Genomic DNA, 24,122 nt, shown 5'->3' with positions numbered 1-24,122 from the left:
CGGCGTCACGGTCATCGTTGCCCCGGCTTGCCAAAACCGATCTTGGTCAGCAGCGCGTCAAAGGCGTTTCGCTCGTCCCGGCTGAGACGGGCGCCGTTGGGGGCGAGGTCGTATTCTCCCTTGTCTTCGGTGTCACCGCGACCGGCACGGTGGCGCGCCTCGGCCACCTGGCCCAGGCGCCATGTCAGGCCCTCATCGACCAGCCCCTGCATGTCATGCACCGCCTCTTCGATCTCTCGCGCGGCGCCGCGTTCGGCATCCAGCTTGGCCAATTCCTCGGCCAGGCACATCACGGCCTTTTCGGTATTGGCGGGATCCTGCATCGGGGGCGCAATCCGCACATGGCTAAGCGACATCAGCTTTTCAAGGGGGGCCGGGCCCAGTGTGGCGTCGATGGCCTGTCTCAGCCGCTCGGGGTCGGTCTCGCCGACATGGGTCAGCAGAGCGGTTTGAATGCGCCGATGATCGGGCGTGAGGCATTCCATGCGCTCGAGCTCGCCCAGGAAATCCTCCATCAGCGCCGGATGGGTGATCAACGTCGCCAGGATCACCGCCTCGCGCAATTCCTGGGTAAAGGCTTCGTTCGCGGCCACAAGGGCCGAATGCTTGGTCGAGGGCATTGCTCTCGCGGGGTCGGCCTTTGCGCCTCGCCGCCCCGGGCGCGTCCCGGGCTTGCGCTGTCCGAACAGTTCCCACCGCAGTTGCTTGATTTCGTCGGCGTAGTGGCCGCGGATCGAGGCATCGCTGATCCGTTTCAGCGCGGCGCGCAGATCCTTGTCGAGTGCGGCCTTGCGTTCGGGGCTGTCGAACACGCGGCCTTCGGTTTCCCGCTGCCACAGCAGGCGCACCATCGGTTGGGCGGCGTCCAACAGTTTCTGCATCGCCCCTGCCCCGCCGGCGCGGATCACATCATCGGGGTCTTGGCCCGCGGGCATGATGGCAAAACGCAGGCTTTGCCCGGCCTCCAGCAGCGGCAGCGCAAGGTCCATCGCGCGCATCGCGGCGTTGGTCCCGGCCTTGTCGCCGTCCAGCGCCACGATCGGTTCGGGCGCGACGCGCCACAGCATGTGCAGGTGGTGGTCGGTGATCGCGGTGCCCAGCCCGGCCACGGTGGCGCCAAACCCCGCCTCGGACAGGGCGATCACGTCCATATAGCCCTCGGCCACGATCAGCGGCTGACCCTTGCCGGCGGCCTCGCGCGCGGGGCCGTAATTGAACAGGGTGCGGGACTTGTCGAACAGGTCTGTTTCGGGGCTGTTGAGGTATTTGGCGTTGTCGTTGGGGTCCATCGCGCGGCCGCCAAAGGCGATGGCGCGCCCGCGCGGGTCGCGGATGGGGAACATGATCCGGTCGCGGAACACGTCATAGGGGTTGCGGCCCTTATCGGACGGTTTCGCCAGCCCGGCGGCCAGGATCAGGTCGGGCGCGACGCCCTTGCCGGTCAGGTGATCCCACAGGTTTTGCCAGCCCGGCGGCGCAAAACCGATTTCCCAGCGATCAAGTGCGGCATCCGACAGGCCCCGGCGTTGCAGATAGGCGCGCGCCTCGGCCCCGGCGGCGGTTTTCAGTTGCAGGCGAAAGAATTTGACCGCCTGTTCCGTCACCTCGATCAGCTGGCTGCGGCGGTCGGCCTTTTCGGCGGCACGCGGGTCGCGCGCGGGCATCTGCATCCCGGCCTCGCCGGCCAGGATCTCGATCGCCTCCATGAACTCGACGTTCTCGGTCTCGCGGACAAAGCTGATCGCGTCGCCCTTGGCGTGGCAGCCAAAGCAATAGTAATAGCCCTTGCGGTCATCGACGTGAAAGCTGGCGGTCTTTTCCTGGTGAAAGGGGCACGGCGCCCACATGTCGCCCTTGCCGGGGTTCGACTTGCGCTGATCCCACATGACCTTGCGGCCCACGACCTGAGACAGGGACGTGCGCGTACGCAGTTCATCAAGGAATCCGGGGGGCAGGCTCATGCCGCATTATATCGGTGCAGCGGCCGCCAAAGTCCAGTGGATCGGCGGCCGCGGCGGGTGCTAAAGCCCCTTGGCGCGATAGCTGCTGGCAACCCGGCTGATGCCCACGATATAGGCCGCCGTGCGCAGGTCGGGCACGTCATCACGGCCATGCCAGACCTCGCGCATCGACTGATAGGCGGTGCGCATCGTGTCATCCAGACCCGAGCGCACCAGCTCCAGCTCGTCGGCGCCGCGCAGGTATTTCTCTTTGAAATGCGGGGTCAGGGACCAGGCATCGTTCAGGTAGCGGTCAAGCCGTTCCAGCTCGTCCACAAGCAGTTGGTGGCGCGCCTCTTCCTGGCGTCGCTGCATGCGGCCGAAACGAATGTGGCTGAGGTTCTTGACCCATTCGAAATACGACACGGTCACGCCGCCCGCATTGGCGTAGAGGTCGGGGATGATCACCGTGCCCCGTTTGCGCAGCACCTGGTCGGCGCCATAGGTGATCGGGCCGTTGGCGGCCTCGATGATCAGCTGCGCCCTGATGCCGTCGACATTGTCCAGGTTGATCACGCCCTCGATCGCAGCGGGGATCAGGATGTCGCACTCCATATGAAACAGCGACGCGCCATCGGCGATGAACTCGCCCGCGGGGCAGCCCGAGATACCGCCATGCTGGCGGATCCATTGCGACACCATGTCGACATCCAAACCGTCAGGATTGATCAACCCGCCGTCATGTTCGATCACCGCGATGATGCGGGCGCCATCCTCTTGCGACAGGAACTTGGCAGCGTGATAGCCGACATTGCCCAGCCCCTGCACGATGACGGTTTTACCGTCCAGCGTTCCGGTCAGGCCGGCGATCGCCTTGTCCTCGGGGTGGCGGAAGAATTCGCGCAGGGCGTATTGGACGCCGCGGCCGGTGGCCTCGACCCGGCCCTGGATGCCGCCGGCATTGGCGGGCTTGCCGGTGACACAGGCATTGGCGTTGATATCGGTGGTGTTCATGCGTTTGTACTGATCGGCGATCCAGGCCATTTCGCGCTCGCCCGTGCCCATGTCGGGGGCGGGCACGTTCTGGCTGGGATTGATCAGGTCGCGCTTGGCCAGCTCATAGGCGAAACGGCGGGTGATCTGTTCCAGCTCATGCTCTTCCCAGGCGCGGGGATCGATGCAGAGGCCGCCCTTTGACCCGCCAAAGGGCGCCTCGACCAGCGCGCATTTATAGGTCATCAGCGCGGCCAGGGCCTCGACCTCGTCCTGGTTGACGGCGGTGGCGTAGCGGATGCCGCCCTTGACCGGTTCCATATGTTCGGAATGAACCGATCGGTAGCCGGTGAAGGTGAAGATTTGACCGCGCAACCGCACCCCGAAGCGCACGGTATAGGTGGCGTTGCAGACCCTGATCTTTTCCTCCAGCCCCGGCGGCAGGCGCATCAGCGCCACGGCGTGGTTGAACATCAGGTCGACGGATTCCCGGAAACTGGGCTCTTTATGTACTGCCACGATCATCTCTCCCTAATCTGGTGAACACAGACTCACCCGATGAGCCTAACCAAAAAACGTTAATGTCTAAGCCTTTTCGTAGCTGGCTTTGCGGCCCAACTGTTTCCGCCAGGGCGTCAATGGCCGCCGATCCCCCTCGCTGATGCCACCCCGAAAGCATCGGCGCAGTTTCTGCACTGGCGCGCCCCAATTTGGTCACATGTTCCATGAATATCATGCGGAGCAGGCCAAGTGTCTGTTGTGGGGTTGTCGCCACCAGTTACCGAGGAACAGCGAAATGTCTGGAAAATTCGAACGCAAACTCATTTCCGCAAGGAATATGCGACGGCAAATCGACGCCTTCAGGCAAGACGAAGGCGGTTCGATCCTGCTGTTCGCCCTGTGCATGCTCATCCTGATGTTGTGGGGTGGCGGCATGGCGGTGGACATGATGCGCCTTGAGTCGCAGCGCACCCACCTGCAAAACACATTGGACCGCGCCGTTCTGGCCGCGGCCGACCTGACCCAGGACGAAGACGCCAAGGCGGTCGTGACCGACTATTTCGACAAGGCGGGCCTGTCGGGCTATCTGACCGACGTATCCGTCACCACACCGAACGTCAGCGGCAGCGCTAAATCCCTGTCCTATCGCAAGGTGACGGCCTCGGCGACGATCCCGGTCAACAGCTTCTTCATGGACATGCTGGGCTATGACACCCTCTTCGCCGCCGCGGGTGGCGCGGCCGAACAGGGTATCGAGAAACTGGAAATCTCGCTGGTCGTGGACGTGTCGGGCTCGATGGGCGATCCGTCGACCGCATCCGGCAAGACCAAGCTCTTTGACCTGCAAGAGGCGGCCAAGCAGTTTGGCTTCCACATGCTGTGCAACCCCCACGCCCCGGTCAGCAGCAGCGGTAACTGCAACGTCGAACAAGGCACCGTGTCGATCTCGCTGGTGCCCTACGCCGAGCAGGTGACCGTGCATAACGACGTGTTCGATGCCGTGAACGAGGCAGAAAACTCGCGTTATGACATCAGCCGCGAACACCGCTATTCGGCCTGTGCCACCTTCGATTCCGAAGACTTCGGCACCGCCGTGCTGTCGGTTTCGGACGACATCAAACGCACCGGCCACTTCGACCCGTGGAACAATGCCGACGAGCCTGTCGAAGATCTGGTCTGCAAGACCGACGACTGGCGCATCGTGCGCCCGATGGTCGCGCACCATTCTGACCTGAACCACCTGATCAACAACCTGCGTGCAGGCGGCAACACCTCGATCGACCTGGGCATGAAATGGGGCGCCGGCCTGCTGGACCCCGACCTGCGCCCGGCTATGCAGCTGATCGCTGACCCGGCGCGCGCTGGCGGCGCGGTCTCGGTCGACCCCGAATTCACCGACCGGCCCTACAACTATGAAACGCCCGGCTCGATGAAGATCGTCGTGCTGATGACCGATGGTGCCAACACCACCCAGCACCAGCTGAAACAAAACTATCGCTACGGCGACTCGCCGGTGTGGCGCTATGTCGACAACTCGAACAAGTCGTCCTACTCGATCTACAACGCCGAAATTGACAAGTATTACTACACCGGCGACGGCGAATGGTATGACGATGCCTATGGCAAGGGCACCGAATACAGCGTTGTCACCGTGACCTGCACGGGCAACTGGTGGCGCGGACGCACCTGCAAAGAGACCACCAGCTCGGGCACCGTCACCAACGGCAGTATCGCGGTGCAAATGACCTACCCCGAGGTCTGGGAAACCTTCCCGATCGACTGGTACACCGGCTGGAGCTGGCTGGAAGATCCGCTGGATTATGTCTATCGCACCGAAAAGGACGAGCGCCTGCTGAACGTCTGCGCCGCGGCCAAGCGTGAGGGTGTGCATATCTACACCATCGGCTTCGAGACCACCTCGGCCACCAACACCCTGCTGGCCCAATGCGCCAGCACGCCGGGCCACCACTTCTCGTCTGACGGGGTGGATATCTATCAGACCTTTGCCGTGATCGCGAGCTCGATCAACAAACTGAGGCTGACCCAATGATGGACGCAAAACATATCCTGCGAAAGGTGTGCGCACCTTTCCGGCGGCTTGTCCGCAACCGGGAAGGGTCTGCCACAGTAGAGTTCGTCGTCTTCGTGCCGGTGTTTGTGTTCATGTTCGTCAGCTCGTTCGAGGTGGCCGTGATCAACATCCGCCAGGGCATGCTGGACCAGGCGCTGGACAAGACGGTACGAGAGTTGCGGCTGGGCACCTGGCCCAACCCGACCCCCGCCATCATCAAGGCCGACCTGTGCGGCCGCACCGCGGGCATCATCGCCAATTGCGAAAGCCAGCTGATGCTGGAGCTGACCCCGGTTCCGCGCGACAGCTGGACCGTTCCCGCCGCCGGCGCCAACTGCGTTGATCGTGGCAGCACCGTCGAACCGACCGTCTCGTTCAATCAGGGCGGCGAGAACGAGATGATGATCGTGCGGGCCTGCCTGCTGATCGACCCGTTCTTCCCCGGCACCAAGCTGGCCTTGATGCTGGAAGAGAACGAGGGCGACGGCATCGCGCTGATCGCAACCTCGGGCTTCGTCAACGAGCCCATTCTGGGAGAACTGTAAGCCATGTGGACCGGAATCAAATATGAGCTGACGAGGTTTTGGCGCGAAGAAGACGCGAGCATGATCGCCGAGGGCGTGATGACCCTGCCGATCCTGGCCTGGTGGTATGTCGGCAGCTTGACCTTCTTTCAGGCCTACGAGGCCAAGAACGTCAACATCAAGGCCGCCTACACGATCAGCGACATGCTGAGCCGCGAGGACAAGTTTGTCGACGACAGCTATATGGATGGCCTCTACAAGGTCTTCAAATACCTCACCGACGACGAGGGTTTCGACCAGGCCATTCGCGTAACTCAGGTTTATTGCTCGAAGAACTGCAACACCAGCGGCGACAGCCGTGAACTGAGCGTGGATTGGTCCTATGGCACCACGGGCCGCGCCGTCGTCACGGCCGAGGGCGTAATGTCCTTTAACAAGTATGTGCCGATCATGACCCTGGGCGACCGTGCGGTCATCGTCGAGACCTGGTCCAGCTACTCGCCGCCGTTCAACGTGGGCCTCAGCGACGAGGATTTTCAGAATATCGTCGTCACCCGCCCGCGTTTCGTGCCGACCATCTGCTATCTGGGCGTCAACTGCGAAGACCTCGGTCTGGTCAACACGATGTAATAACTAGCCACCCGCGCGCAGCATGGCCTCGATCGTTTCGGCCAGCGCGCGGGTCTGCGCCGGGGCGGTCACGCCGCCAACCCCTACCCTGTTCCCCAGCCGCCACCACATCCCCGGAGCCCAGCGCCGGGGCATCGGCTGTTTGAGAACCAGAACAAACCCGTTCGACGGCTTGGCGGCAAATGTGCCGCGGCTGACCTTGTCGATCTGGTTCAGCGCCGCGATCACATTGCCGTCGCCATCACGCAGCCCGTCTTCGGTCAGCTCGATCCGGCCGGCGGTGGCGCGGCGCATGAATTCGCCCATCATCACACAGACCAGCCCAAAGACGATCAGGAACATCTGCCAGCCTGGCGCGGCATGACCCCGCCCCAGCCCGACGGCCAGCAGCAAACCGCCCAGCAGCATCAGGCAACCCACGCCGAACCAGCGGCGCATGGGCGAAACGGACAGGGTGGCAATCGGGGTGTCGCTCATCAGAGTCTCCTGCAATTCAGACCCGTTTAGCAGAGATCTCAGCCGCCGCCCACGTGAAAGCGATGCTGCTGATCCGATGGGATCGGCAGGCGGATCCAGATCGGCATGTGGTCCGAGAGATCATGCTCGAACCGGGGATAATCGGGGCTGCCATCGGGGGATTTTCCCGGTCCGGCATCAACGAAGAGAGCAGAAAAATCGAACATTCCAAAGTCGAACTGATCCGGGCCCAGCGTTCCGGCCAGATCGTTATGACGCCCGCGCGGCAGCCGCGTGTCCTCGGCCACCCATGCGATATGGTCGAATGTTTCGTCCTTGCGGGCGTTGGTTTGATAACCCCGGTCAAGGAAAGGGAAATTCACCTTGGCGTCCAGCCCCCTCTCGGCGTTCAGATCGGTGACATAGGTCTCGATTCCGCGCTTGCGCTTGTCGATGCTGGACTCGAAATCGAGGTTCAGGTCGGCCAGCAGCAGGTAGATCTTGCCCCGTTCGACCACCGTTTTCGGGCTGTCCAGCAATAACCATTCCAACAATGCAAAGAATTCCTGTGATCTTTCGCGCTTGCTTTCGCCCGACACCAGATGCGCGTTGACGCAATAGATCTCATAGGCCCCGCCGGGGCCGTCGATGATGAATTCGGCCACATGCGGCGCGCGGATGAATTGCACAAAAGACTTGATCCGCGCCCCCGCCAGCCGCGTCGTGCCCGAGATCCACTGGATCGCCTTTTCCAGAAAGCCGGGGTCGTCTTGCGGCGGCAGTTCCTTGGCGATCGAGGCGGCCATGGCGGCATTCACGCGATCCACCACCGCCGAGCGGTCATAGGACAGATCCGACGCCATCTCGCCCCGCCGCACCCGCGCGGTGTTGTAGAGAAAGGCAAAGCGTTCCGACATGCCGTCATAGCCCGGCACCCGGCCCGTGACGTCGGAATAGAGGATCTCATACACCCCGCCGCCGGCGTTCAACCGGTCGCGCAGCGCCTCGATCGAGGCGGTGTCGGCCTGCACCTCCTGGATCGCCACCAGGTCGCAGGCCGCGCAGAGCCGTTCGATCATGGCAAAGGCGCCGGCGCTTTTCTTGGGGCCGTCCTGATCTGCCAGCGCGCCGAACTTGCGGATGTTCCACGACGCGATCACCACCGACCCGGCGCGGCGTTCGGGCATGCCATAACCGGCAGGGTTGGCATCAAGATGGGCGTTGATCTGCTGCCATTCGGCGGGCGAAAACTGTTGGGCCACGGGATATTCCTGCTCAAGACAGGCCCAGCATGCCCCAAGCGGCGATTCCCGAAAAGGTTGTGTGCGTCAGGCGGCGACGGCCTTGCGCACCATGTTCCAATAGATCCGCTCTACCCGATCGCGGCTCAGGCGGCCATCGTCGCGATACCAGGTCGTCACGCCGGTCAGCATGGCGATCACTGCCAGCGTGGCCAATTTCGTGTCGGGCAAGGTGAACTCGCCCGCCTCTTTCCCGGCGCGCAGGATGTCTTCCAGCGTGGTTTCATAGGTTTTGCGCAGCCCCTCGATCACCGCGAAATTGTCGGGTTCAAGGTTGCGCAGTTCCATATAGGCGATGAACACCGCGTCGGGCCGGTCAAGGTGATACGAGATGTGGAACCGGCAAAAGGCCTCTAGCCGATCCGTGGCGGTGTCGCCTTTCGGGGTCTCTTCCCAGGCGGCAAGCAGCTCATCCAGATGGGTCTTCATCAGGTCGAACAGCAGGCTTTGCTTGTCGGCGGTGTAATTATACAGCGCCCCGGCCTGCACCCCGACCTCGGCCGCGATCTGGCGCATCGAGACGGCCGCAAAGCCATGGCGCGCAAACAGCTTTTCCGCCGCGCGCTGAACCGCCGGGCCAGTGATCTCGGAATGCGAACCAGTCTTTCGTGCCATGCCCCCAGACTATATGAACGTGCGTTCAGTTCAATCCCCCGCGCAGCGCTTGCCGAGGATTGCGCCCGGGTCTAGGGTGCGGCCATGCAAAAGGGGAACATGATGCGCGCGGCCGGGTTGGTTTTGATAGTTGCGATGCTGGCGGGCTGTGCCGATTTTCCGCAGGTCGATGCCGCCATGCGCGATACCGGCACCACCGGCCCCTACCCCGAATTGATCCCGATCGAGCATGTCATGGGCGACCTGCACGACCCCCGGCTTGACGAGGACTCGGGCAGCGATCTGCAGCGGCGCGCGGCCGGGCTGCGGGCGCGGGCGGCGGCACTGCGCAAGATCAGCCCGGAATAAGCGCCGCGACACGTTGCAAGCTTGCGCATGACAGGGTAACAGACGCGCGGAATTCTGTTGATCTGGAGCCCTCCATGACCACCCCTCTGCGCCTTGGCATTGCCGGGCTTGGCACTGTCGGCATCGGCGTCGTGAAAATCATTCAGGCCCATGGCGATCTGCTGGCCGCCCGTTCGGGCCGCCCCGTGGTGATCACGGCGGTCTCGGCGCGGTCGCGCGACAAGGATCGCGGCGCCGATCTGTCGGCCTATGCGTGGGAGGACGACCCCGTCGCCCTGGCCACCCGCGATGATGTGGACGTGTTCGTCGAGCTGATGGGCGGCGCCGAGGGCCCCGCCAAAGACGCCACCCAGGCCGCCATCGCCGCCGGCAAGGATGTGGTCACCGCCAACAAGGCGATGCTGGCGCTGCACGGGCAGGACCTGGCCGAACAGGCCGAGGCCGCCGATGTGGTCATCCGGTTCGAGGCCGCCGTCGCTGGCGGCATCCCGGTGGTCAAGGCCCTGACCGAAGGCCTGGCCGGCAATGCCATCCGCCGCGTGATGGGCGTGATGAATGGCACCTGCAACTATATCCTGACCCGGATGGAAAGCTCGGGCCTGCCTTATGCGGACGTTTTTGAGGAGGCCAATCAGCTGGGCTATCTCGAGGCCGACCCCACGCTGGACGTGGGCGGGATCGACGCCGGGCACAAGCTGTCGCTGCTGGCCTCGGTGGCCTTTGGCACCCGCGTGGCCTTTGACGCGGTCGAGCTGGAGGGGATCGAGCGGATCTCGATCCAGGATATCCGCCACGCCGCCGACATGGGCTTTAAGATCAAGCTGCTGGGCGTGGCCCAGATGACCGGGCGCGGCCTGGAACAGCGCATGTCGCCCTGCCTGGTGCCCGACACCAGCCCGCTGGGCCAGCTGGACGGCGGCACCAACATGGTCGTTCTCGAAGGTGACAGCGTCGGCCAAATCGTGCTGCGCGGCGCCGGAGCCGGCGAAGGCCCGACCGCCAGCGCGGTGATGTCCGATGTGATCGACATTGCCCGAGGCATCCGCGTGCCCACCTTTGGCGTGCCCGCCGCGCAACTGGAACCCGCGCCCCCCGCCAAGGCCGCCGTGCCCGCGCCCTATTACCTGCGGATGCGCCTGTTCGACAAACCCGGCGCTCTGGCCAAGGTCGCCGCCGCCCTGGGCGAGGCCGGGATCTCGATCGACCGGATGCGCCAGTATGGCCACTCGAACGAGACCGCCCCCGTGCTGATCGTCACCCATAAAACCACGCGCGACGCGCTGGATCATGCCATGGCCGGCTTTGCCGCCACCGGCGTGGTCGAGGGCGAACCCGTGGCCATCCGCATCGAAGAGGTCTGAGCCTCGCCGCCTTGTGTCACCGGCCCGACACGGGCTAGGAATACTTAACGATTTATCAAACCGACCCAGACAGGATTTTCCCATGCCCGATACCGCCGCCTTTAACGACCGCATGCTTTCGCTGGGTCTGGCCCGTGTTTCCGAGGCGGCCGCGATGGCCTCGGCCAAGCTGGTGGGCCGCGGTGACGAGAAAGCCGCCGACCAGGCCGCCGTCAACGCCATGCGCGACCAGCTGAACCTGCTGGATATCTCGGGCGTCGTCGTCATCGGCGAGGGCGAGCGCGACGAGGCGCCGATGCTCTATATCGGCGAAGAGGTCGGCACCGGTTACGGCCCCGCGGTCGATATCGCGCTGGACCCGCTGGAAGGCACCACCCTGACCGCCAAGGACATGCCGAACGCGCTGACCGTCATCGCGATGGCGCCGCGCGGCACCCTGCTGCACGCGCCCGACACCTATATGGAAAAGCTGGCCATCGGGCCGGGCTATCCCACCGATGTGGTCAGCCTGGACATGAGCCCCTCTGAGCGCGTGCGCGCCCTGGCCAAGGCCCGCGGCTGTGACGACAGCGACATCACCGTCTGCGTGCTGGAACGTCCGCGCCACGAAGACATGATCGCCGAGATCCGCGAAACCGGCGCCGCGATCCGCCTGATCACCGATGGCGACGTGGCCGGCGTGATCCACTGCGCCGAGGCCGACATCACCGGCATCGACATGTATATGGGCACCGGCGGCGCGCCCGAGGGCGTGCTGGCGGCCTCGGCCCTGAAATGCATGGGCGGCCAGATGTGGGGCAAGCTGGTCTTCCGCAACGAAGACGAGGTCGCCCGCGCCCGCCGCGCCGGCATCCAGGATCTCGACAAGGTCTATGCCCGCGACGAGCTGGTCACCCAGGACGTGATCTTTGCCGCCACCGGCGTGACCGACGGCTCGGTCGTGCGCGGCATCAAGCGCGAGCCCGGCTATCTGACCACCGAAACCATCCTGATGCGTTCGAAAACCGGATCGGTGCGGCGCATGGTCTACCGCAACCCGGTGAAGTGACGGCCAAACCCGCCTTTCTGGGGGTCGAGGCTTCGGCCACGGGGCGGCGCTGGGTCGGCCCCGATGCCGAACAGGACCGCCAGGCCGAGGCCATGGCCCAGATCACCCGCCTGCCCGCCCCGGTCTGCCGGGTGCTGGCACAGCGTGGCGTCGCGCCCGACGCGGCCGAGGCCTATCTGGCCCCTGCCCTGCGCGACCTGCTGCCCGACCCGCTGACCCTGCGCGACATGGGCAAGGCGGCGGAACGGTTCGTGGCCGCGCTCAAGGCCCGCGAACGCATCGCCGTCTTTGCCGATTACGATGTCGATGGCGGCGCCTCGGCGGCGCTGATCCTGACCTGGCTGCGCGAGATGGGCCACCGCGCAACCCTCTACATTCCCGACCGCATCGACGAGGGCTATGGCCCCAACGTGCCCGCCATGCAGGCGCTGGCGCGCGATCACGACCTGATCATCTGTGTCGATTGCGGCACGCTAAGCCACGAGCCCATCGCCGCCGCCGAAGGCGCCGACGTGGTGGTGCTGGATCACCACCTGGGCGCCGAAACCCTGCCGCCCGCGCTGGCAGTCGTGAACCCCAACCGTCAGGACGAAAGCGGCGATCTGGGCCATCTCTGCGCGGCGGGCGTGGTATTCCTGATGCTGGTCGAGGCCGGGCGGCAGCTGCGTGCCGACGGCACGACCGGGCCGAATATGCTGGGCTATCTCGACCTTGTGGCGCTGGCCACCGTGGCCGACGTGGCGCCTCTGATCGGAGTAAACCGCGCGCTGGTGCGCCAGGGGCTGACGGTGATGGCACGTCGCGCGCGACCGGGGCTGGTGGCGCTGGCGGATGTGGCACGAATGGACACCGCGCCCACGCCCTATCACCTGGGGTTTCTGCTGGGGCCGCGCGTCAACGCGGGCGGGCGGATCGGCCAGGCCGATCTGGGTGCGCGGCTGCTGTCCACCGCCGACCCGCACGAGGCCGCTGCGCTGGCCGAACGGCTGGACCAGCTCAACACCGAACGCCGCGAGATCGAAAACGCCGTGCGCGACGCCGCCCTGGCCCAGGCCGAGGCACGCGGGCTTGATGCGCCGCTGGTCTGGGCGGCGGGCGAAGGCTGGCATCCGGGCGTCGTGGGCATCGTCGCCAGCCGCCTGAAAGAGGCCACCAACCGTCCCGCCGTGGTCATCGGGCTGGACGGGGACGAGGGCAAAGGCTCGGGCCGGTCGATCTCGGGCGTCGATCTGGGCGCATCGGTGCATCGGCTGACAGCCGAGGGGTTGTTGCTCAAGGGCGGCGGGCATCGCATGGCGGCCGGCCTGACCGTGGCGCGCGATCAGCTGGAACCGGCGATGGCGCGGCTGGCCGAACTGTTGGAAAAACAGGGCGCGGGCGACGCGGGCCCGGCGGATCTGCGCCTGTCGGGGATGCTGATGCCGGGGGCCGCCACGATCGAGCTGATCGAACAGATCGAGGCCGCCGGACCCTTTGGCGCCAGCGCCCCCGCCCCGCGCTTTGCCTTTGCCGACATGCAGATCGGCTTTGCCAAGCAAGTCGGTGAAACCCATCTGAAAATCGCCTTTGGCGACGGGATGGGGCCGCGGCTGGATGCGATTGCCTTTGGCGCCTTCGACAGCGGGCTGGGACCGATGCTGATGGGCCATGGCGGCGCACGATTCCACCTGGCCGGGCGGCTGGAAATCAACAGCTGGGGCGGCCGGCAGCGGGTGCAACTGCGGCTGGAAGACGCCGCGCCCGCCCAGTGACCAACCCCCGCGAATTTTTCCCAGAATCCTCTTGCGCTGCTGCGGCAATTTCCCTAATTACCGCGTCACGCCTTGATATGGCCCGTTCGTCTATCGGTTAGGACGCCAGGTTTTCAACCTGGAAAGAGGGGTTCGATTCCCCTACGGGCTGCCACCTTTCACAAGGTTTTCCGGGCATAGGATGTGGCCCGTTCGTCTATCGGTTAGGACGCCAGGTTTTCAACCTGGAAAGAGGGGTTCGATTCCCCTACGGGCTGCCACTCCCCTGTATTACCCCAAAGTACCCCAGCCGGCCGTCGCCTGTTCCTGCCCATTTGCCATGCTCAGCCGCGCGCGACCGGCACGTTTCGACGCGTAAAGCGCCATATCGGCGTCATGCAGCAGTTGCTCGGGTTCCGGGTGGTCGTAATCCGACGACAGGGCCGCGCCGATGCTGGCCGAGATGCGGCACAGGTTTCCCTCGAACGGGATCGGTTCCTGGAGCCTTTCGATGATCCGTTGGGCGATGGCGCGCATTCTGGCCATGGTCATCGGCCCGTCGAGCAGCAGCACGAATTCGTCGCCCCCAAGCCGGATAACCGTATCGCTCGCGCGCGTTTCCTGCTGCAGGATCTGCGCCGCCTGTTGCAGCACGTGATCGCCGGCCGCGTGGCCATGGGTGTCGTTCACCTCTTTGAAATAATCCAGGTCGACATGCATCACGCCAAAGGCGGCGGGCTGTTCCAGCAGCCGCGCCATGACCGGCTGCAGCGCGCGGCGGTTTTTCAGCCCGGTCAGCGTGTCGGTATAGGCCTGTTCCTCTGCCGCGATCCGGGCCAGTTGCAGGCGCTGCGTCAGGCGGCGGGTTTCGGCCTCGACCGCGGTTTTCGCCTCGACCAGATAGAGCATCTCGACCGCCAGGTCGGTTGCGGCAAAGTCACCCAGCGTCAGCCCGAACTGCGCCACGGCGTCGACCACCGAGATGCCGAAAGACAGGTTGATCAGCACGCCCCGCCCCTTGCCCAGCCCGATCGCCAGCCCCTTGAGCGCTGTGCCCGACGTGCCGCGAAAGGCCAGTTGCACCCGCATCGTGGCCCCGTCGCCCAGCCGCCAGATCGGACCCGCATCGCGCGGGCGGCGCAGGTCGAACAGATCGTCGAACTCGCCCCCCGGCATCTCGATCCCGGGGCGCAGCTTTTGCAATGTCGGCCCGACCTGGCGGATCATGCCATCAGGCGTCAACCACAGATGCAGCGGCATCAGCCGCGCCACGGCATCGGGGTGCAGAATCAGGCGATCAGGCATTGGCAGCCCCCGTCTTGCGGGCCAGATCGAACTGGCGGCCTTCGGCATAGGCGCCATCCAGCAGCTCGATCCGGACATAGGGGCGATAGCCGTATTCGACATCCAGGACCACCAGCGCGCCGTAGTCATCGGCCATGGCCCGCAGGATGCCGCTCATCAGGTTGCAGGCGCCCGGAAAGCGCCAGTTGCAGACCAACCGAAAGCACGATGCGCCATCTTCGCGCACCTCAAGCTCGGGCAGTTCGAGGTCGGGCACGGCAAGTCGGGCGCGGCCGGGCAGATCCTCGAGTGAATGCAGGAATTCAAGAAAATCCTCACCCCCGAACCGTAGCAGGCGGCGCGTGGCCTCGAGCCGGGGATTGGCGACAAGATAGGTTCCCAGATCCTCAAGCAGCACATCCAGCGGCTTGGACAGCCGCTCGGACAGGCATTCCAGCATGTTTGTGGTCACCACATCGTCATAGCGCAGCATCGCCTCAAACCCGTCGGGCGACACCTCGGCCGCCTCGGCGACCTGCTGCCAGGCCTGCGCGCCATAGGTATCCTGCACAAAACACTGGATGGACCTGTTGATCAGACCGTGCATCCCAAACCTCGAAACCGTACTGGATCAGCCTAGGGACGAGGCGTTAACAAATGTTAAAGATCAGCGGCCAAAGAACAGATCCGTCCCATCAAGGCGCAGCATTCGGGCCGGAACCGGGGCCAGCTCGAACTGACCTTCGAACAACAGGTCCAGCGCATCCGGGTTTTTGATGGAGTTGTGGCCATGTGTGTCGAAACCGCCCGCGCCATTGGGATAAAGCGCCCGAACCAACAGTTCGCCGGGCCTGCCGATATAGGCCAACACGATCTCGTCGCCCTCATGCGTATCCGTCAGATCAAGGAAGATCGCCAGACAGCCCGGATTGCCGGCAGGCGTGGGCTTGGCGCAGCTTTCGACGATGTTATTCACATCCCATCGGTTCAGCGTCAGCAGGGCCTCGTCCGGCAGGCTGAGACCCTCGGGCAGAACAGGGATCAGCTCGTGCAGGGCCAGGGCGGCCTTTTCGTTCTTCGGCTGGGCCTCGGCATCGTGAAAGGCGTATTTGTTGTCGGCCTCGGCCAGGGCGGTCAGGCGCTGTTTCAGCTGATCGGCATCCGAACCCTCAAGTGCAGCCAGACGATCCAGCCCGGCCTCGCCGGCGCGACCCCATTCGCGGCCGATGCTCCACAGGTCGATATCTTCGGCACTGACCTTGCCGGCCTCGTAGCGGGCGATCTGGCTGTTGGTGGCAATGCGTTCGGGGTTCATCACCGGGCTCAGCCACAGCACCGCCACCGCGACCAGCACCAGCGCCATCCAGGTATTGGCGGCACGAATCCGGGCGCCCCAGTTGCGGCGCAGCGCCACCGCCAGCGCGTAGGACAGGCCATAGCCCATGACCAGCGCCGCGCTCGTGGCCGCCAACAGCCGGGTCGGCGTCCAGCCGTATTGGGCCACGCGCATCCAGATCGCCGCGACCGCCAGCGCCCCGAGCGCCGGAATAACCAGCGCGGTCAGCTGTGTCATGGCACGCATCGCGGGTGACCGCACGGCATGGGTCTCGTCTCTATCCAGCGCCGTGGTCACCAGGGTCGCCGCGCCCATCGCCATGGCCATCAGCGTGCCCGCCGCCGAAAAGGCGCCAAAGAGCTGTGACAGGCCACGGATCGGCAATGCGATCAGAAAGACCACGCTGACCACCAGCACCACCGGCAGCAGCAGCCGCAACAGGCGCAGCACCAGGAAGGGCGACACGTAATCCGACAGCTCGTTCACCACGGCCAGGCCAAGGCCCAGGATTGCGCCAGTCAGCATGAAGGGCACCGGGTCCAGGTCGAGCAGTTGCTCGATCGCGTCGATGCCGATGAGCTGAAACAACGCGTCCGACAACATGATCACGCCCCAGACCACGCCAACGAACACCCAGGACGCCGCATAGCGCACGACGATGTTCCAGCTGTGATTGAACAGGCCGGAGTAGTCGAGCCAGCGGCCTTCGACCCGGCGGGTGATGATGAAGGGCAGCGGTATCAGCGCGATGATGGCGGAAGCGGCCAGTGCGTAGGGCGTTTGCAGAAAATCATCGAGCTGTTCAAAGCGCAGGCTGGCCCAGGTCAGCAACCCCGCAACCGCCAGCGCCTGCCATGTCGACCACAGCGCCGCCGGGCCGATGCGCAACGGGCCGATCAACGCCAGAAGCGACACGAAGAACACACCGTAATTTGCTGTAATAAACAACAAAAGCGTCAAGTTGTCCGACAACAGATCGGTCAGTATGTCGATCAGATACCACTGGCACAAACCGGCCAGCGCGCCGATCGTTGCCATGGTGATACGCCCCTCGGCGACCTTGTCGGACATGGGCCTGCTCCTTCTTGCTGCTCGTTGTCAGCAAGTTAAGGGCGCGCCCTTGGGGATTCCAGACAGGAAACCCCGCCCCGTCGCGTCACATCGCGCGGTGTCTCAGGCTGCCATGGCGAAGAGGTGCTCGGGCAGATGGCCGATATCGGGCAGGACCAGATCGGCATAGGGCCGCAGTTCGGCCTCGGTGGCCAGGCCGGTCAGCACGCCCACGGTGCGCATGCCCGCCGCGTGGCCCGCCGCCAGATCATGGCGGCTGTCGCCCACCATCAGCACCTGCGCGGGGGGCAGGCCCATATAGGCGGCGCAGGCCAGCAAGGGGCCGGGCGCGGGCTTGGCGCCATAGCCGCTGTCGCAACCGGCGATGAAATCGAACCGGTCGGTGATGCCGGTGGCGCCCAGATGCGCGCGGGCGGGGCCTTCGGCATCGTTGGTGACCACACCCAGACGCAGCCCCTGCCCGGCCAGCCGATCCAACAGCGCCGCCAGCGGCACCGCCTCTTGCATCGGCGCCTCGGCCGCGGCCACGTTCATCCGCATGATCAGCGCCGCGGGCGTTGCGCCGGGCACATGGGGCAGCAGGCATTCGGCAACCTCGTGCGGGGTGCCGGCGATTGCGGGGCTGTCGGGGGCAAAGGCGCGGGCCTCGGTGTCGAACCCGATCGCGCCGCCCAGAACCTGCGCGCGGGCCGGATCGCCGCAGGCCAGCTCTGTCAGAAACGTCACGGCCCAGGCTGTCCAGGTCGCGTTGAAATCGAAAAGCGTCCCGTCCTTGTCGAAAATGATTCCGCCGACATCATGCATTGTTGATCCTCCCCACTATTGGGTATGCGGGATGAAACGCACCGGGGTCAACGAATTCCAACCGACAGATTGACACATCCGCCGTCACGGCGGAAATTCGCCCAATGACTGCGCATTCCAAGTACCGCCTGCACCACTCGATCGGCTATCACTTGTCCCTTGCGGCCCGCCTGCAAGAACGGCGGCTGGATGGCTGGATGCGACCCATGGGCCTGACCCGCACCACTTGGTGCATCCTGCTGGCCGTGGCGAATGAGAATCTGACCCGCCCCTCCGAGATTGCCGACTTTGTCGGCATCGACCGCACCGCCACCTCGCGCGCGCTGCGCCAGATGGAGGCCGAGGGGCTGATCTCACGCAAGTCGGCCTCGACCGACCGGCGGATGACCGAAGTGTCGCTCAGCCCCAAGGCGCAGCAGCTGGTGATCGAGGGCACGCCGCTGGCCGAGGAGAACAACAGCCTGATCACCGACAGCCTGGATGAGACCGAACGGGCGGAGCTTTACCGTTTGCTGCGGAAATCGGTGGAGGGCAAAGAACGCGGCCTGACGCAGATCTGATCTAGGTCCAGTTGATCTGTGCGCCGCCCGGCAGCGCCTGCCGCGCCATCATCGGAGCCTCGTATTTCAGGCCATGCGCATCGCAGAACGCGATCACCCAGGCGTCGTCCATCGTCAGGAAATCCAGCACCGCGCCCTGAAATTCGGCCGAGGCCGCCTGGGCTGCCAGATCACCCACCGATGCACCGCTGGCGCCCAGGAACACGCCCAGCAGATCGTCCTGCCCGGCCAGCCAGGCCAGGGCCTGCAACGCGATGGTTTCCGCCTCGATCCGCTGCATTCGTTTCAACTCCGCTGTAAACGCTAAAGGGTTTGTTAAGACTTCTTGGCCATATCTGAACTGGATACGAGCACCAGAAATCAGAGGCAAGGAGTGACCTCAATGCCGGGGAGAATCCTCGTCGCAGACGATATCGCGACAAACCGCATCGTGATGAAGGTCCGGCTGAGCGAGGCGTGCTATGAGGTGCTGCAAGCCAGCGGCGGGCAGGATGCGCTGGCGGTGGCGCGGCGCGAGCGGCCCGATCTGATTCTGCTGGATATGATCATGGCCGATATGGATGGAATCGAGGTCTGCCGCCGCCTTCGCGCCGATGCCGAGACCGCCGATATCCCGATCATCATCTTCTCGGCCGATCGCAACCCGGGCCAGAAGATGCGCGCGCTACAGGCCGGCGCGGATGAGTTTCTGCCCAAGCCGCTGGATGAAACCACCCTGCTGGCGCGTGTGCGCAGCCTGCTTCGGGCGCGCGAGACCACCCAGGAACTGGCCCTGCGCGACAGCACCCGCCGGGTGCTGGGCTTTGCCGAACCGCCCGAAACCTTTGCCCGGCAGGGGCGCGTCGCCCTGGTTGCGGCGCGGCGGGAACAGGCGCTGGCCTGGAAGACCGCGCTGCGTTCACAGGTGCATGCGACGCTAGAGGTAATGACGCGCGCACAGGCCCTGGGCGATGCCGGGGCCGCGCCCGATCTGTTCGTGATCGCCGCCGATCTGGACCGGCCGGGCGATGGTCTGCGGCTGTTGACCGACCTGCGGGCCCGCGCCGCGACGCGCCACAGCGCGGTTCTGATCGTGGTGCCCGAGACCGCCCATGACACCGCCGCCATGGCGCTGGATCTGGGCGCGAATGACCTGCTGGCCACCCCGTTCGACCCGGCCGAGCTGGCGCATCGGCTAGAGGTGCAACTGCGCCGCAAGCATCAGGCTGACAGGCTGCGCGCCTCGGTCAAGGACGGGCTGCGCATGGCGGTGACCGACCCGCTGACTGGGCTGTTCAACCGCCGTTACGCGCTGCCGCATCTGCAACAGATGGGTGATCGGGCGGCGCAGACGGACCGCAGTTTCGCGGTGATGCTGCTGGATATCGACCATTTCAAGGCCGTGAATGACCGCCACGGTCATGCCGCCGGCGACACGGTGCTGGAACGGGTGGCGCGGCAGATCACCGCCAATCTGCGGCCCTCGGACCTGGTGGCGCGGATCGGGGGCGAGGAATTCCTGGTGGCCATGCCCGACACCGCGCCCGATCTCGCCCGGCGCATGGCCGAACGGCTGCGCCAGACCATCGGCACCCTGCCGATCCTGCTGCCCGAGGGGCGTGGCTCGATCACTGTGTCGGTCAGCATCGGCATGGCCATCAGCCCGACCGGGCTGGAGCGCGACGTGGATCGCCTGCTGGCGCTGGCGGACGGCGCGCTTTACCGGGCGAAATCCGAGGGTCGCAACAAGGTGCGCAGCGCCCCCAACGCCGCCTAGTCGTCGTCGCGGTCGTGACCGTGGCGCGCACCCCGGCGCAGCATCCGTTCCAGACGTTCCGCGAATTCATGCCGGTCGTGGTCATCCATGGCGGCGATCTGGGCCAGCATCTCGGCGCGGATCTGGCGGGCATGGGCATCGACGCGGGCCTGCTGAGCCTCAAGCGCGGCCTCAAGCGCGGCCGCATCATAGGGGCGCGCGCGCAGGGCCGTCAGGATCAGCTGGAAATCACGGCGCACGGCGGCGCGGTTCTCGCGCCAGGTGTCGGCGCTCTGGCCCAGCCGGTCACGCAGATGTTCGCGCTGTTCGTGATCCAGCGCGCGCGCATAGGGGCCGCTATAGCCCAGGAAATCGACCTGCCCCGCAGCGCGTGATGGCGGGCCGCCATGTTTCAGGATCGCGCCGCCGATCAGCCCGAACACCAGCAGGTTCAGCCCCAGCGACAGCACCAGAACCACCCGCCCCCAGCGGAACTTGCCTGCCGGTTTTCCGCCTTCGCCGCTCATACGCCACCCTCCGTCAGGTATCCGTCCAGCGACGGGATCATTTCCACCAAGTCATAGCCGGCCGCATCACCCTGCCAGACCGTATCGGTCAGCCCGTCCAGCCCGGCGGGCTGGGCATAGCCGATCCAGACCCCGGCCAGCGTGGCCGTGGCCAGCCCCGCCAGGGCGGGCCAGCCGCCGATCTGGCGCATGGCGCGGGCCAGCAGCCCGCCTTCGGGGCGTATGAGCGCGGGTGCGGGGCGGGCCTGTTCGGCCTCGGCATCCGCCAGAACGCGGGCCAACAGCCCGTCCGACGGCACCGGCGCCGCGTCGCGCGCAGCGGCGAACAAGAGCTCCAGCTCGTCCGTATCGGTCATCCGTTCATCAGCCATCGTCATACCCCAACTCTTCGCGCCGCCCGGCCAAGGCCGCGGCCAGCGCCCGTTTGCCCCGGGCAGTCAGACTTTCCACCGCCTCGACGCTTATCTCAAGTATTTCGGCAATCTCGGGGTTTGCCAGCCCCTCGATATGCCGCAAAACCACGGCCTGCCGCTGTCGTTCTGGCAGCTCTGCCAGCGCCCCGTCCAGTGCCGCCAGCCGCGCCGCCTGTTGCAGCTGCGCCTCGGCGCCGGGGCTGTCATCGGCGGGCTCGGTCACGGCGTCGATATCGGCCATCCGCCCCTTGCGCAGCCGGTCGGTGCACAGGTTGGCCACCACGCGATAGAGCCAGGTCGACACCTTGGCCTCGCCCTGCCGCCACTCGGGCGCGATGCGCCACAGCCGCAACATGGCCTCTTGCGCGACGTCCTCGGCCTCGGCCGGATCGCGCAGCACCCGCGTGGCATAGGACAGAACCCGGGGCAGCAGCCGGGCCGCCAACGCACGCGCCGCCCTGTCATCGCCGTTGCCATAGAGCACCAGCAATGCCTCGTCGGAAAACTCGCTTTGCGCGTCCAGAGCCATGTTCATCGTGCCCAAAGGCCTAGCCTGTCCTGCGGGGTTTCACAATCGGCCCGCCCGTGGGGTCGGGCCGATCGCTGTTTTCGTTACTGGGCGGCGGGGCGCTTGGCGGCCTTGAATTCCTCAAGCGTCACATTGCCGTCGCCATCGGCATCGAGCCGCGAAAAGGCGCGTTCGGCATTGGGGCCGGCGGACAGTTCCTCGGCGCTGAGGGCGCCGTCACCGTCGGCATCCATCATCGCGATCATGCGCTGCGCCCGATCGGCACGGTCCTCGGGGGTCATGCGGGCATGGTCGCGCATGTGCTTCATGTGCTTGCGGCCATAATCGTCGTCATCGTCGTCATAGCCACGACCCATGCGCTCGCCGCGCTCGCATTCCATATCACCGCCCTGCATGCCCATCGGGCGGGCAGAGGCCAGTTCTTCGGCGCTCAGCACGCCATCGCCATCAGAGTCAGAGGCGGCAAAGCGGTCCTGCATCGGGGTCAGGAATTCCTCGCGGGTGATCTTGCCGTCATTGTCGGCGTCAAAGCGCTGCATCATCATGGCGCCCATCTGGCCGCCTTTGGGGCCGCTGGCCATGGCCGGCAGGGCCGTCACGGCCGCCGCGCCACCAAGGGCCAGAACCGACAGGGTGGTGAGAATCGTCTTGCGGGTCATGTCTTGTATCTCCTGTATGATCACCGGGCCGGGCTGCCCGTCTTCACAGGTATCAACGCGCCACTGCGCGGGTTCCGTCGCCGCAACCGCGAATATTTTGCGACATCGCGCCGCAATCGTCCCGCCCCCCCTGTAACAGATGGCCGGAATGTATATTATGGCCGGGTTGCGCATGGAGGGATGCGCAGAAAACGGGAAACACACATGACGACGCAAACCACCCAAGACCGGCCCGTGGGCCCCGCCCTGATGCGCGGATGGAAACGCCGCTGCCCCAGCTGCGGCTCTGGCCCGCTGCTGCGTGGCTATCTGAAAGTGCGCGAAAGCTGCCCGGTCTGCCACGAAGAGCTGCACCACCAGCGCGCCGATGACGGCCCGGCCTATATGACGATCCTGGTCGTCGGGCACCTGATGGCGCCGCTGATCCTGTGGGTGTTCACGGCCTACCGGCCCGATCCGCTGATCCTGGCGACCGTGTTCTCGGTCGGTTGCGTGGCGCTGTCGCTGTATCTGCTGCCGCGCTTCAAGGGCGCCTTTGTCGCCCTGCAATGGGCCAAGCGGATGCATGGGTTCAGCAGTGTGAGATCGTGACCGTGACCATCGACAAGACCGCCATCCGCGACGCGTCCAGCGTCATCCTGCTGCGCGATGCCGAGACCAACCCGCGTGTTCTGATGGGCCAGCGCGGGGCCAGCGCGGCGTTCATGCCCAACAAGTTCGTCTTTCCCGGCGGGGCCGTTGATCCGGCCGATGCCGCGATTCCGGTCGAGCCGCCCTTGCCCGCCGCCTGTTCGCAGCGGCTGGACATGCATGCCGATACCGGCCGCGCCCGCGCGCTGGTGGCCGGGGCGATCCGCGAGGTCTGGGAAGAAACCGGCCTGATCCTGGGCACGCCCGGCACCTGGCCCGGCGAGCCGCCGCAAGACTGGCACGACTTTGCCCAGACCGGCCACCTGCCCAGCGCCGAGGGCTTTCACTTCATCTTTCGCGCCATCACCCCGCCGGGACGCCCGCGCCGGTTTGACGCGCGGTTCTTCCTGGTCGAGGCCGATCGCGTCGTCGGCGATCTGGATGATTTCAGCCGCGCCGAGGATGAGCTGAGCCACCTGCAATGGATCCCCCTTCCCGAGGTCCGCAGCTACAACCTGCCCTTCATCACCGAGGTGGTGCTGGCCGAGGTGACCGGGCTGGTCAGCAAGGGCTTGCCGCCGCCCAGCGTGCCGTTCTTCGACAATTCGGGCGAGCGGTCGCAATTCATGCGGCTGGTTTAAGCCCGTCAGAAAAATGAGGCGGGCGCGGTTTTTCCTCTTGCGGCCCCGCGCCGCTGCCGCTAAATCACCGCTCACCCAAAGGATGCGGGCGTAGCTCAGGGGTAGAGCATAACCTTGCCAAGGTTAGGGTCGTGAGTTCGAATCTCATCGCCCGCTCCAATTTCTCCCTCACGGGAGCTTTCGAAAAACGCGGGCCTGGCCCGCGTTTTTTCGTTTTCGCCTCGCAGATCCGCCCCCGGAAATTTTTCGCGTACCCCCTCTTGCACCCCCCGGCGCGGGGCGCTAAATCACCGCTCACCCACGGACGCGGGCGTAGCTCAGGGGTAGAGCATAACCTTGCCAAGGTTAGGGTCGTGAGTTCGAATCTCATCGCCCGCTCCAATTTCACCACCATCACCGGCTTGCGGTGCCCCTT

Annotated in this window: 25 protein-coding genes and 4 tRNA genes; 15 read left to right on the top strand and 14 right to left on the bottom strand. The window is 65.3% G+C overall.

What is annotated here, in order from left to right; all coding sequences use genetic code 11:
* Positions 1 to 11: 11 nt before the first annotated feature.
* A complete protein-coding gene (dnaG, locus tag OE856_RS05200) occupies positions 12 to 1,961 on the bottom strand; it encodes a DNA primase (RefSeq protein ID WP_263714991.1) in 1,950 nt (649 codons plus the stop codon).
* Positions 1,962 to 2,021: 60 nt separating this feature from the next.
* Entirely contained in the window at positions 2,022 to 3,458 is a 1,437-nt protein-coding gene (locus OE856_RS05195) for a Glu/Leu/Phe/Val family dehydrogenase (RefSeq protein ID WP_412174858.1), read from the bottom strand.
* A gap of 313 nt (positions 3,459 to 3,771) precedes the next feature.
* On the opposite strand from OE856_RS05195, the gene OE856_RS05190 reads away from it, so the two are divergent.
* The 3 genes from OE856_RS05190 to OE856_RS05180 are packed head-to-tail and all read left to right on the top strand — an operon-like array spanning position 3,772 to position 6,659.
* Complete coding sequence (locus OE856_RS05190; RefSeq protein ID WP_263714989.1) at positions 3,772 to 5,484, top strand: TadE/TadG family type IV pilus assembly protein; 1,713 nt, start codon at positions 3,772 to 3,774, stop codon at positions 5,482 to 5,484.
* Positions 5,481 to 6,050: a TadE/TadG family type IV pilus assembly protein gene (locus OE856_RS05185; RefSeq protein ID WP_263714988.1), complete on the top strand. Its 570-nt coding sequence runs from the start codon at positions 5,481 to 5,483 to the stop codon at positions 6,048 to 6,050. The genes OE856_RS05190 and OE856_RS05185 overlap by 4 nt, the downstream gene beginning before the upstream one ends.
* 3 nt (positions 6,051 to 6,053) lie before the next feature.
* Positions 6,054 to 6,659, top strand: a complete 606-nt coding sequence (locus tag OE856_RS05180; RefSeq protein ID WP_263714987.1) for a TadE/TadG family type IV pilus assembly protein — start codon at positions 6,054 to 6,056, stop codon at positions 6,657 to 6,659.
* Positions 6,660 to 6,662: 3 nt separating this feature from the next.
* Here OE856_RS05180 and OE856_RS05175 read toward each other — a convergent pair whose 3' ends face one another.
* From OE856_RS05175 to OE856_RS05165, 3 genes are all read right to left on the bottom strand, one after another.
* Entirely contained in the window at positions 6,663 to 7,136 is a 474-nt protein-coding gene (locus OE856_RS05175) for a hypothetical protein (RefSeq protein WP_263714986.1), read from the bottom strand.
* Positions 7,137 to 7,174: 38 nt separating this feature from the next.
* The gene (locus OE856_RS05170; protein ID WP_263714985.1) at positions 7,175 to 8,377 is read right to left on the bottom strand and encodes a hypothetical protein; all 1,203 of its coding nucleotides are present in this window, start codon (positions 8,375 to 8,377) and stop codon (positions 7,175 to 7,177) included.
* Positions 8,378 to 8,443: 66 nt separating this feature from the next.
* Positions 8,444 to 9,031 carry a TetR/AcrR family transcriptional regulator gene (locus OE856_RS05165; RefSeq protein ID WP_263714984.1) on the bottom strand — a complete coding sequence of 196 codons (588 nt, stop codon included), beginning with the start codon at positions 9,029 to 9,031 and terminating at the stop codon, positions 8,444 to 8,446.
* Positions 9,032 to 9,115: 84 nt separating this feature from the next.
* Here OE856_RS05165 and OE856_RS05160 point away from each other — a divergent pair, with 84 nt between their 5' ends.
* The 6 genes from OE856_RS05160 to OE856_RS05135 all read left to right on the top strand — a co-directional run bounded on the left by OE856_RS05160 (position 9,116) and on the right by OE856_RS05135 (position 13,799).
* On the top strand, positions 9,116 to 9,379 hold the full coding sequence (locus tag OE856_RS05160; protein WP_263714983.1) for a hypothetical protein: 264 nt from the start codon (positions 9,116 to 9,118) through the stop codon (positions 9,377 to 9,379).
* A gap of 74 nt (positions 9,380 to 9,453) precedes the next feature.
* The gene (locus tag OE856_RS05155) at positions 9,454 to 10,740 is read left to right on the top strand and encodes a homoserine dehydrogenase (protein ID WP_263714982.1); all 1,287 of its coding nucleotides are present in this window, start codon (positions 9,454 to 9,456) and stop codon (positions 10,738 to 10,740) included.
* 82 nt (positions 10,741 to 10,822) lie between these two features.
* Positions 10,823 to 11,788 (top strand): class II fructose-bisphosphatase, encoded by a 966-nt coding sequence (gene glpX / locus OE856_RS05150; RefSeq protein ID WP_263714981.1) that lies wholly within the window; start codon positions 10,823 to 10,825, stop codon positions 11,786 to 11,788.
* A complete protein-coding gene (gene recJ / locus OE856_RS05145) occupies positions 11,785 to 13,539 on the top strand; it encodes a single-stranded-DNA-specific exonuclease RecJ (protein WP_263714980.1) in 1,755 nt (584 codons plus the stop codon). The genes glpX and recJ overlap by 4 nt, the downstream gene beginning before the upstream one ends.
* Before the next feature lie 79 nt (positions 13,540 to 13,618).
* Positions 13,619 to 13,693, top strand: a tRNA-Glu gene (locus tag OE856_RS05140).
* Between the two features lie 31 nt (positions 13,694 to 13,724).
* Positions 13,725 to 13,799: transfer RNA gene (locus OE856_RS05135), tRNA-Glu, on the top strand.
* 10 nt (positions 13,800 to 13,809) lie between these two features.
* Here the strand turns inward: OE856_RS05135 and OE856_RS05130 are convergent.
* From OE856_RS05130 to OE856_RS05115, 4 genes are all read right to left on the bottom strand, one after another.
* A complete protein-coding gene (locus OE856_RS05130; protein ID WP_263714979.1) occupies positions 13,810 to 14,823 on the bottom strand; it encodes a GGDEF domain-containing protein in 1,014 nt (337 codons plus the stop codon).
* On the bottom strand, positions 14,816 to 15,409 hold the full coding sequence (locus tag OE856_RS05125) for a heme NO-binding domain-containing protein (protein WP_263714978.1): 594 nt from the start codon (positions 15,407 to 15,409) through the stop codon (positions 14,816 to 14,818). Before OE856_RS05125 ends, OE856_RS05130 begins: the two co-directional genes overlap by 8 nt.
* Positions 15,410 to 15,469: 60 nt before the next feature.
* Positions 15,470 to 17,209: a DUF4153 domain-containing protein gene (locus OE856_RS05120; protein WP_263714977.1), complete on the bottom strand. Its 1,740-nt coding sequence runs from the start codon at positions 17,207 to 17,209 to the stop codon at positions 15,470 to 15,472.
* 102 nt (positions 17,210 to 17,311) lie between these two features.
* On the bottom strand, positions 17,312 to 18,013 hold the full coding sequence (locus OE856_RS05115; RefSeq protein WP_263714976.1) for an HAD family hydrolase: 702 nt from the start codon (positions 18,011 to 18,013) through the stop codon (positions 17,312 to 17,314).
* Between the two features lie 104 nt (positions 18,014 to 18,117).
* Here OE856_RS05115 and OE856_RS05110 point away from each other — a divergent pair, with 104 nt between their 5' ends.
* Positions 18,118 to 18,573, top strand: coding sequence for a MarR family winged helix-turn-helix transcriptional regulator (locus OE856_RS05110; RefSeq protein WP_263714975.1), 456 nt, complete (start codon positions 18,118 to 18,120; stop codon positions 18,571 to 18,573).
* 1 nt (position 18,574) lies between these two features.
* Here OE856_RS05110 and OE856_RS05105 read toward each other — a convergent pair whose 3' ends face one another.
* Complete coding sequence (locus OE856_RS05105; RefSeq protein WP_263714974.1) at positions 18,575 to 18,853, bottom strand: DUF3572 domain-containing protein; 279 nt, start codon at positions 18,851 to 18,853, stop codon at positions 18,575 to 18,577.
* Between the two features lie 102 nt (positions 18,854 to 18,955).
* On the opposite strand from OE856_RS05105, the gene OE856_RS05100 reads away from it, so the two are divergent.
* Entirely contained in the window at positions 18,956 to 20,329 is a 1,374-nt protein-coding gene (locus tag OE856_RS05100) for a diguanylate cyclase (RefSeq protein ID WP_263714973.1), read from the top strand.
* On the opposite strand, the gene OE856_RS05095 is transcribed toward OE856_RS05100, so the two are convergent.
* The 4 genes from OE856_RS05095 to OE856_RS05080 all read right to left on the bottom strand — a co-directional run bounded on the left by OE856_RS05095 (position 20,326) and on the right by OE856_RS05080 (position 22,436).
* Positions 20,326 to 20,835: a periplasmic heavy metal sensor gene (locus tag OE856_RS05095; protein ID WP_263714972.1), complete on the bottom strand. Its 510-nt coding sequence runs from the start codon at positions 20,833 to 20,835 to the stop codon at positions 20,326 to 20,328. The two genes, OE856_RS05100 and OE856_RS05095, sit on opposite strands and share 4 nt — an antisense overlap.
* On the bottom strand, positions 20,832 to 21,212 hold the full coding sequence (locus OE856_RS05090; RefSeq protein WP_263714971.1) for a dihydroorotate dehydrogenase: 381 nt from the start codon (positions 21,210 to 21,212) through the stop codon (positions 20,832 to 20,834). The genes OE856_RS05095 and OE856_RS05090 overlap by 4 nt, the downstream gene beginning before the upstream one ends.
* Positions 21,199 to 21,783, bottom strand: a complete 585-nt coding sequence (locus OE856_RS05085; protein WP_263714970.1) for an RNA polymerase sigma factor — start codon at positions 21,781 to 21,783, stop codon at positions 21,199 to 21,201. Before OE856_RS05085 ends, OE856_RS05090 begins: the two co-directional genes overlap by 14 nt.
* A gap of 77 nt (positions 21,784 to 21,860) precedes the next feature.
* On the bottom strand, positions 21,861 to 22,436 hold the full coding sequence (locus OE856_RS05080; protein WP_263714969.1) for an EF-hand domain-containing protein: 576 nt from the start codon (positions 22,434 to 22,436) through the stop codon (positions 21,861 to 21,863).
* A gap of 204 nt (positions 22,437 to 22,640) precedes the next feature.
* On the opposite strand from OE856_RS05080, the gene OE856_RS05075 reads away from it, so the two are divergent.
* The 4 genes from OE856_RS05075 (at position 22,641) to OE856_RS05060 (ending at position 24,088) form a co-directional block, all read left to right on the top strand.
* Positions 22,641 to 23,027, top strand: coding sequence for a DUF983 domain-containing protein (locus tag OE856_RS05075; RefSeq protein ID WP_263714968.1), 387 nt, complete (start codon positions 22,641 to 22,643; stop codon positions 23,025 to 23,027).
* Positions 23,028 to 23,029: 2 nt separating this feature from the next.
* Positions 23,030 to 23,707: an NUDIX hydrolase gene (locus tag OE856_RS05070; RefSeq protein ID WP_263715174.1), complete on the top strand. Its 678-nt coding sequence runs from the start codon at positions 23,030 to 23,032 to the stop codon at positions 23,705 to 23,707.
* A gap of 84 nt (positions 23,708 to 23,791) precedes the next feature.
* A tRNA-Gly gene (locus tag OE856_RS05065) sits at positions 23,792 to 23,866 on the top strand.
* 147 nt (positions 23,867 to 24,013) lie between these two features.
* A tRNA-Gly gene (locus OE856_RS05060) sits at positions 24,014 to 24,088 on the top strand.
* Positions 24,089 to 24,122 lie beyond the last annotated feature (34 nt).

The organism is Actibacterium sp. XHP0104 (assembly GCF_025751515.1).
Lineage (GTDB): Bacteria > Pseudomonadota > Alphaproteobacteria > Rhodobacterales > Rhodobacteraceae > Actibacterium_D.
Note: the sequence above shows the minus strand (reverse complement) of the source record. Positions and strands in the feature narration are given on the sequence as shown.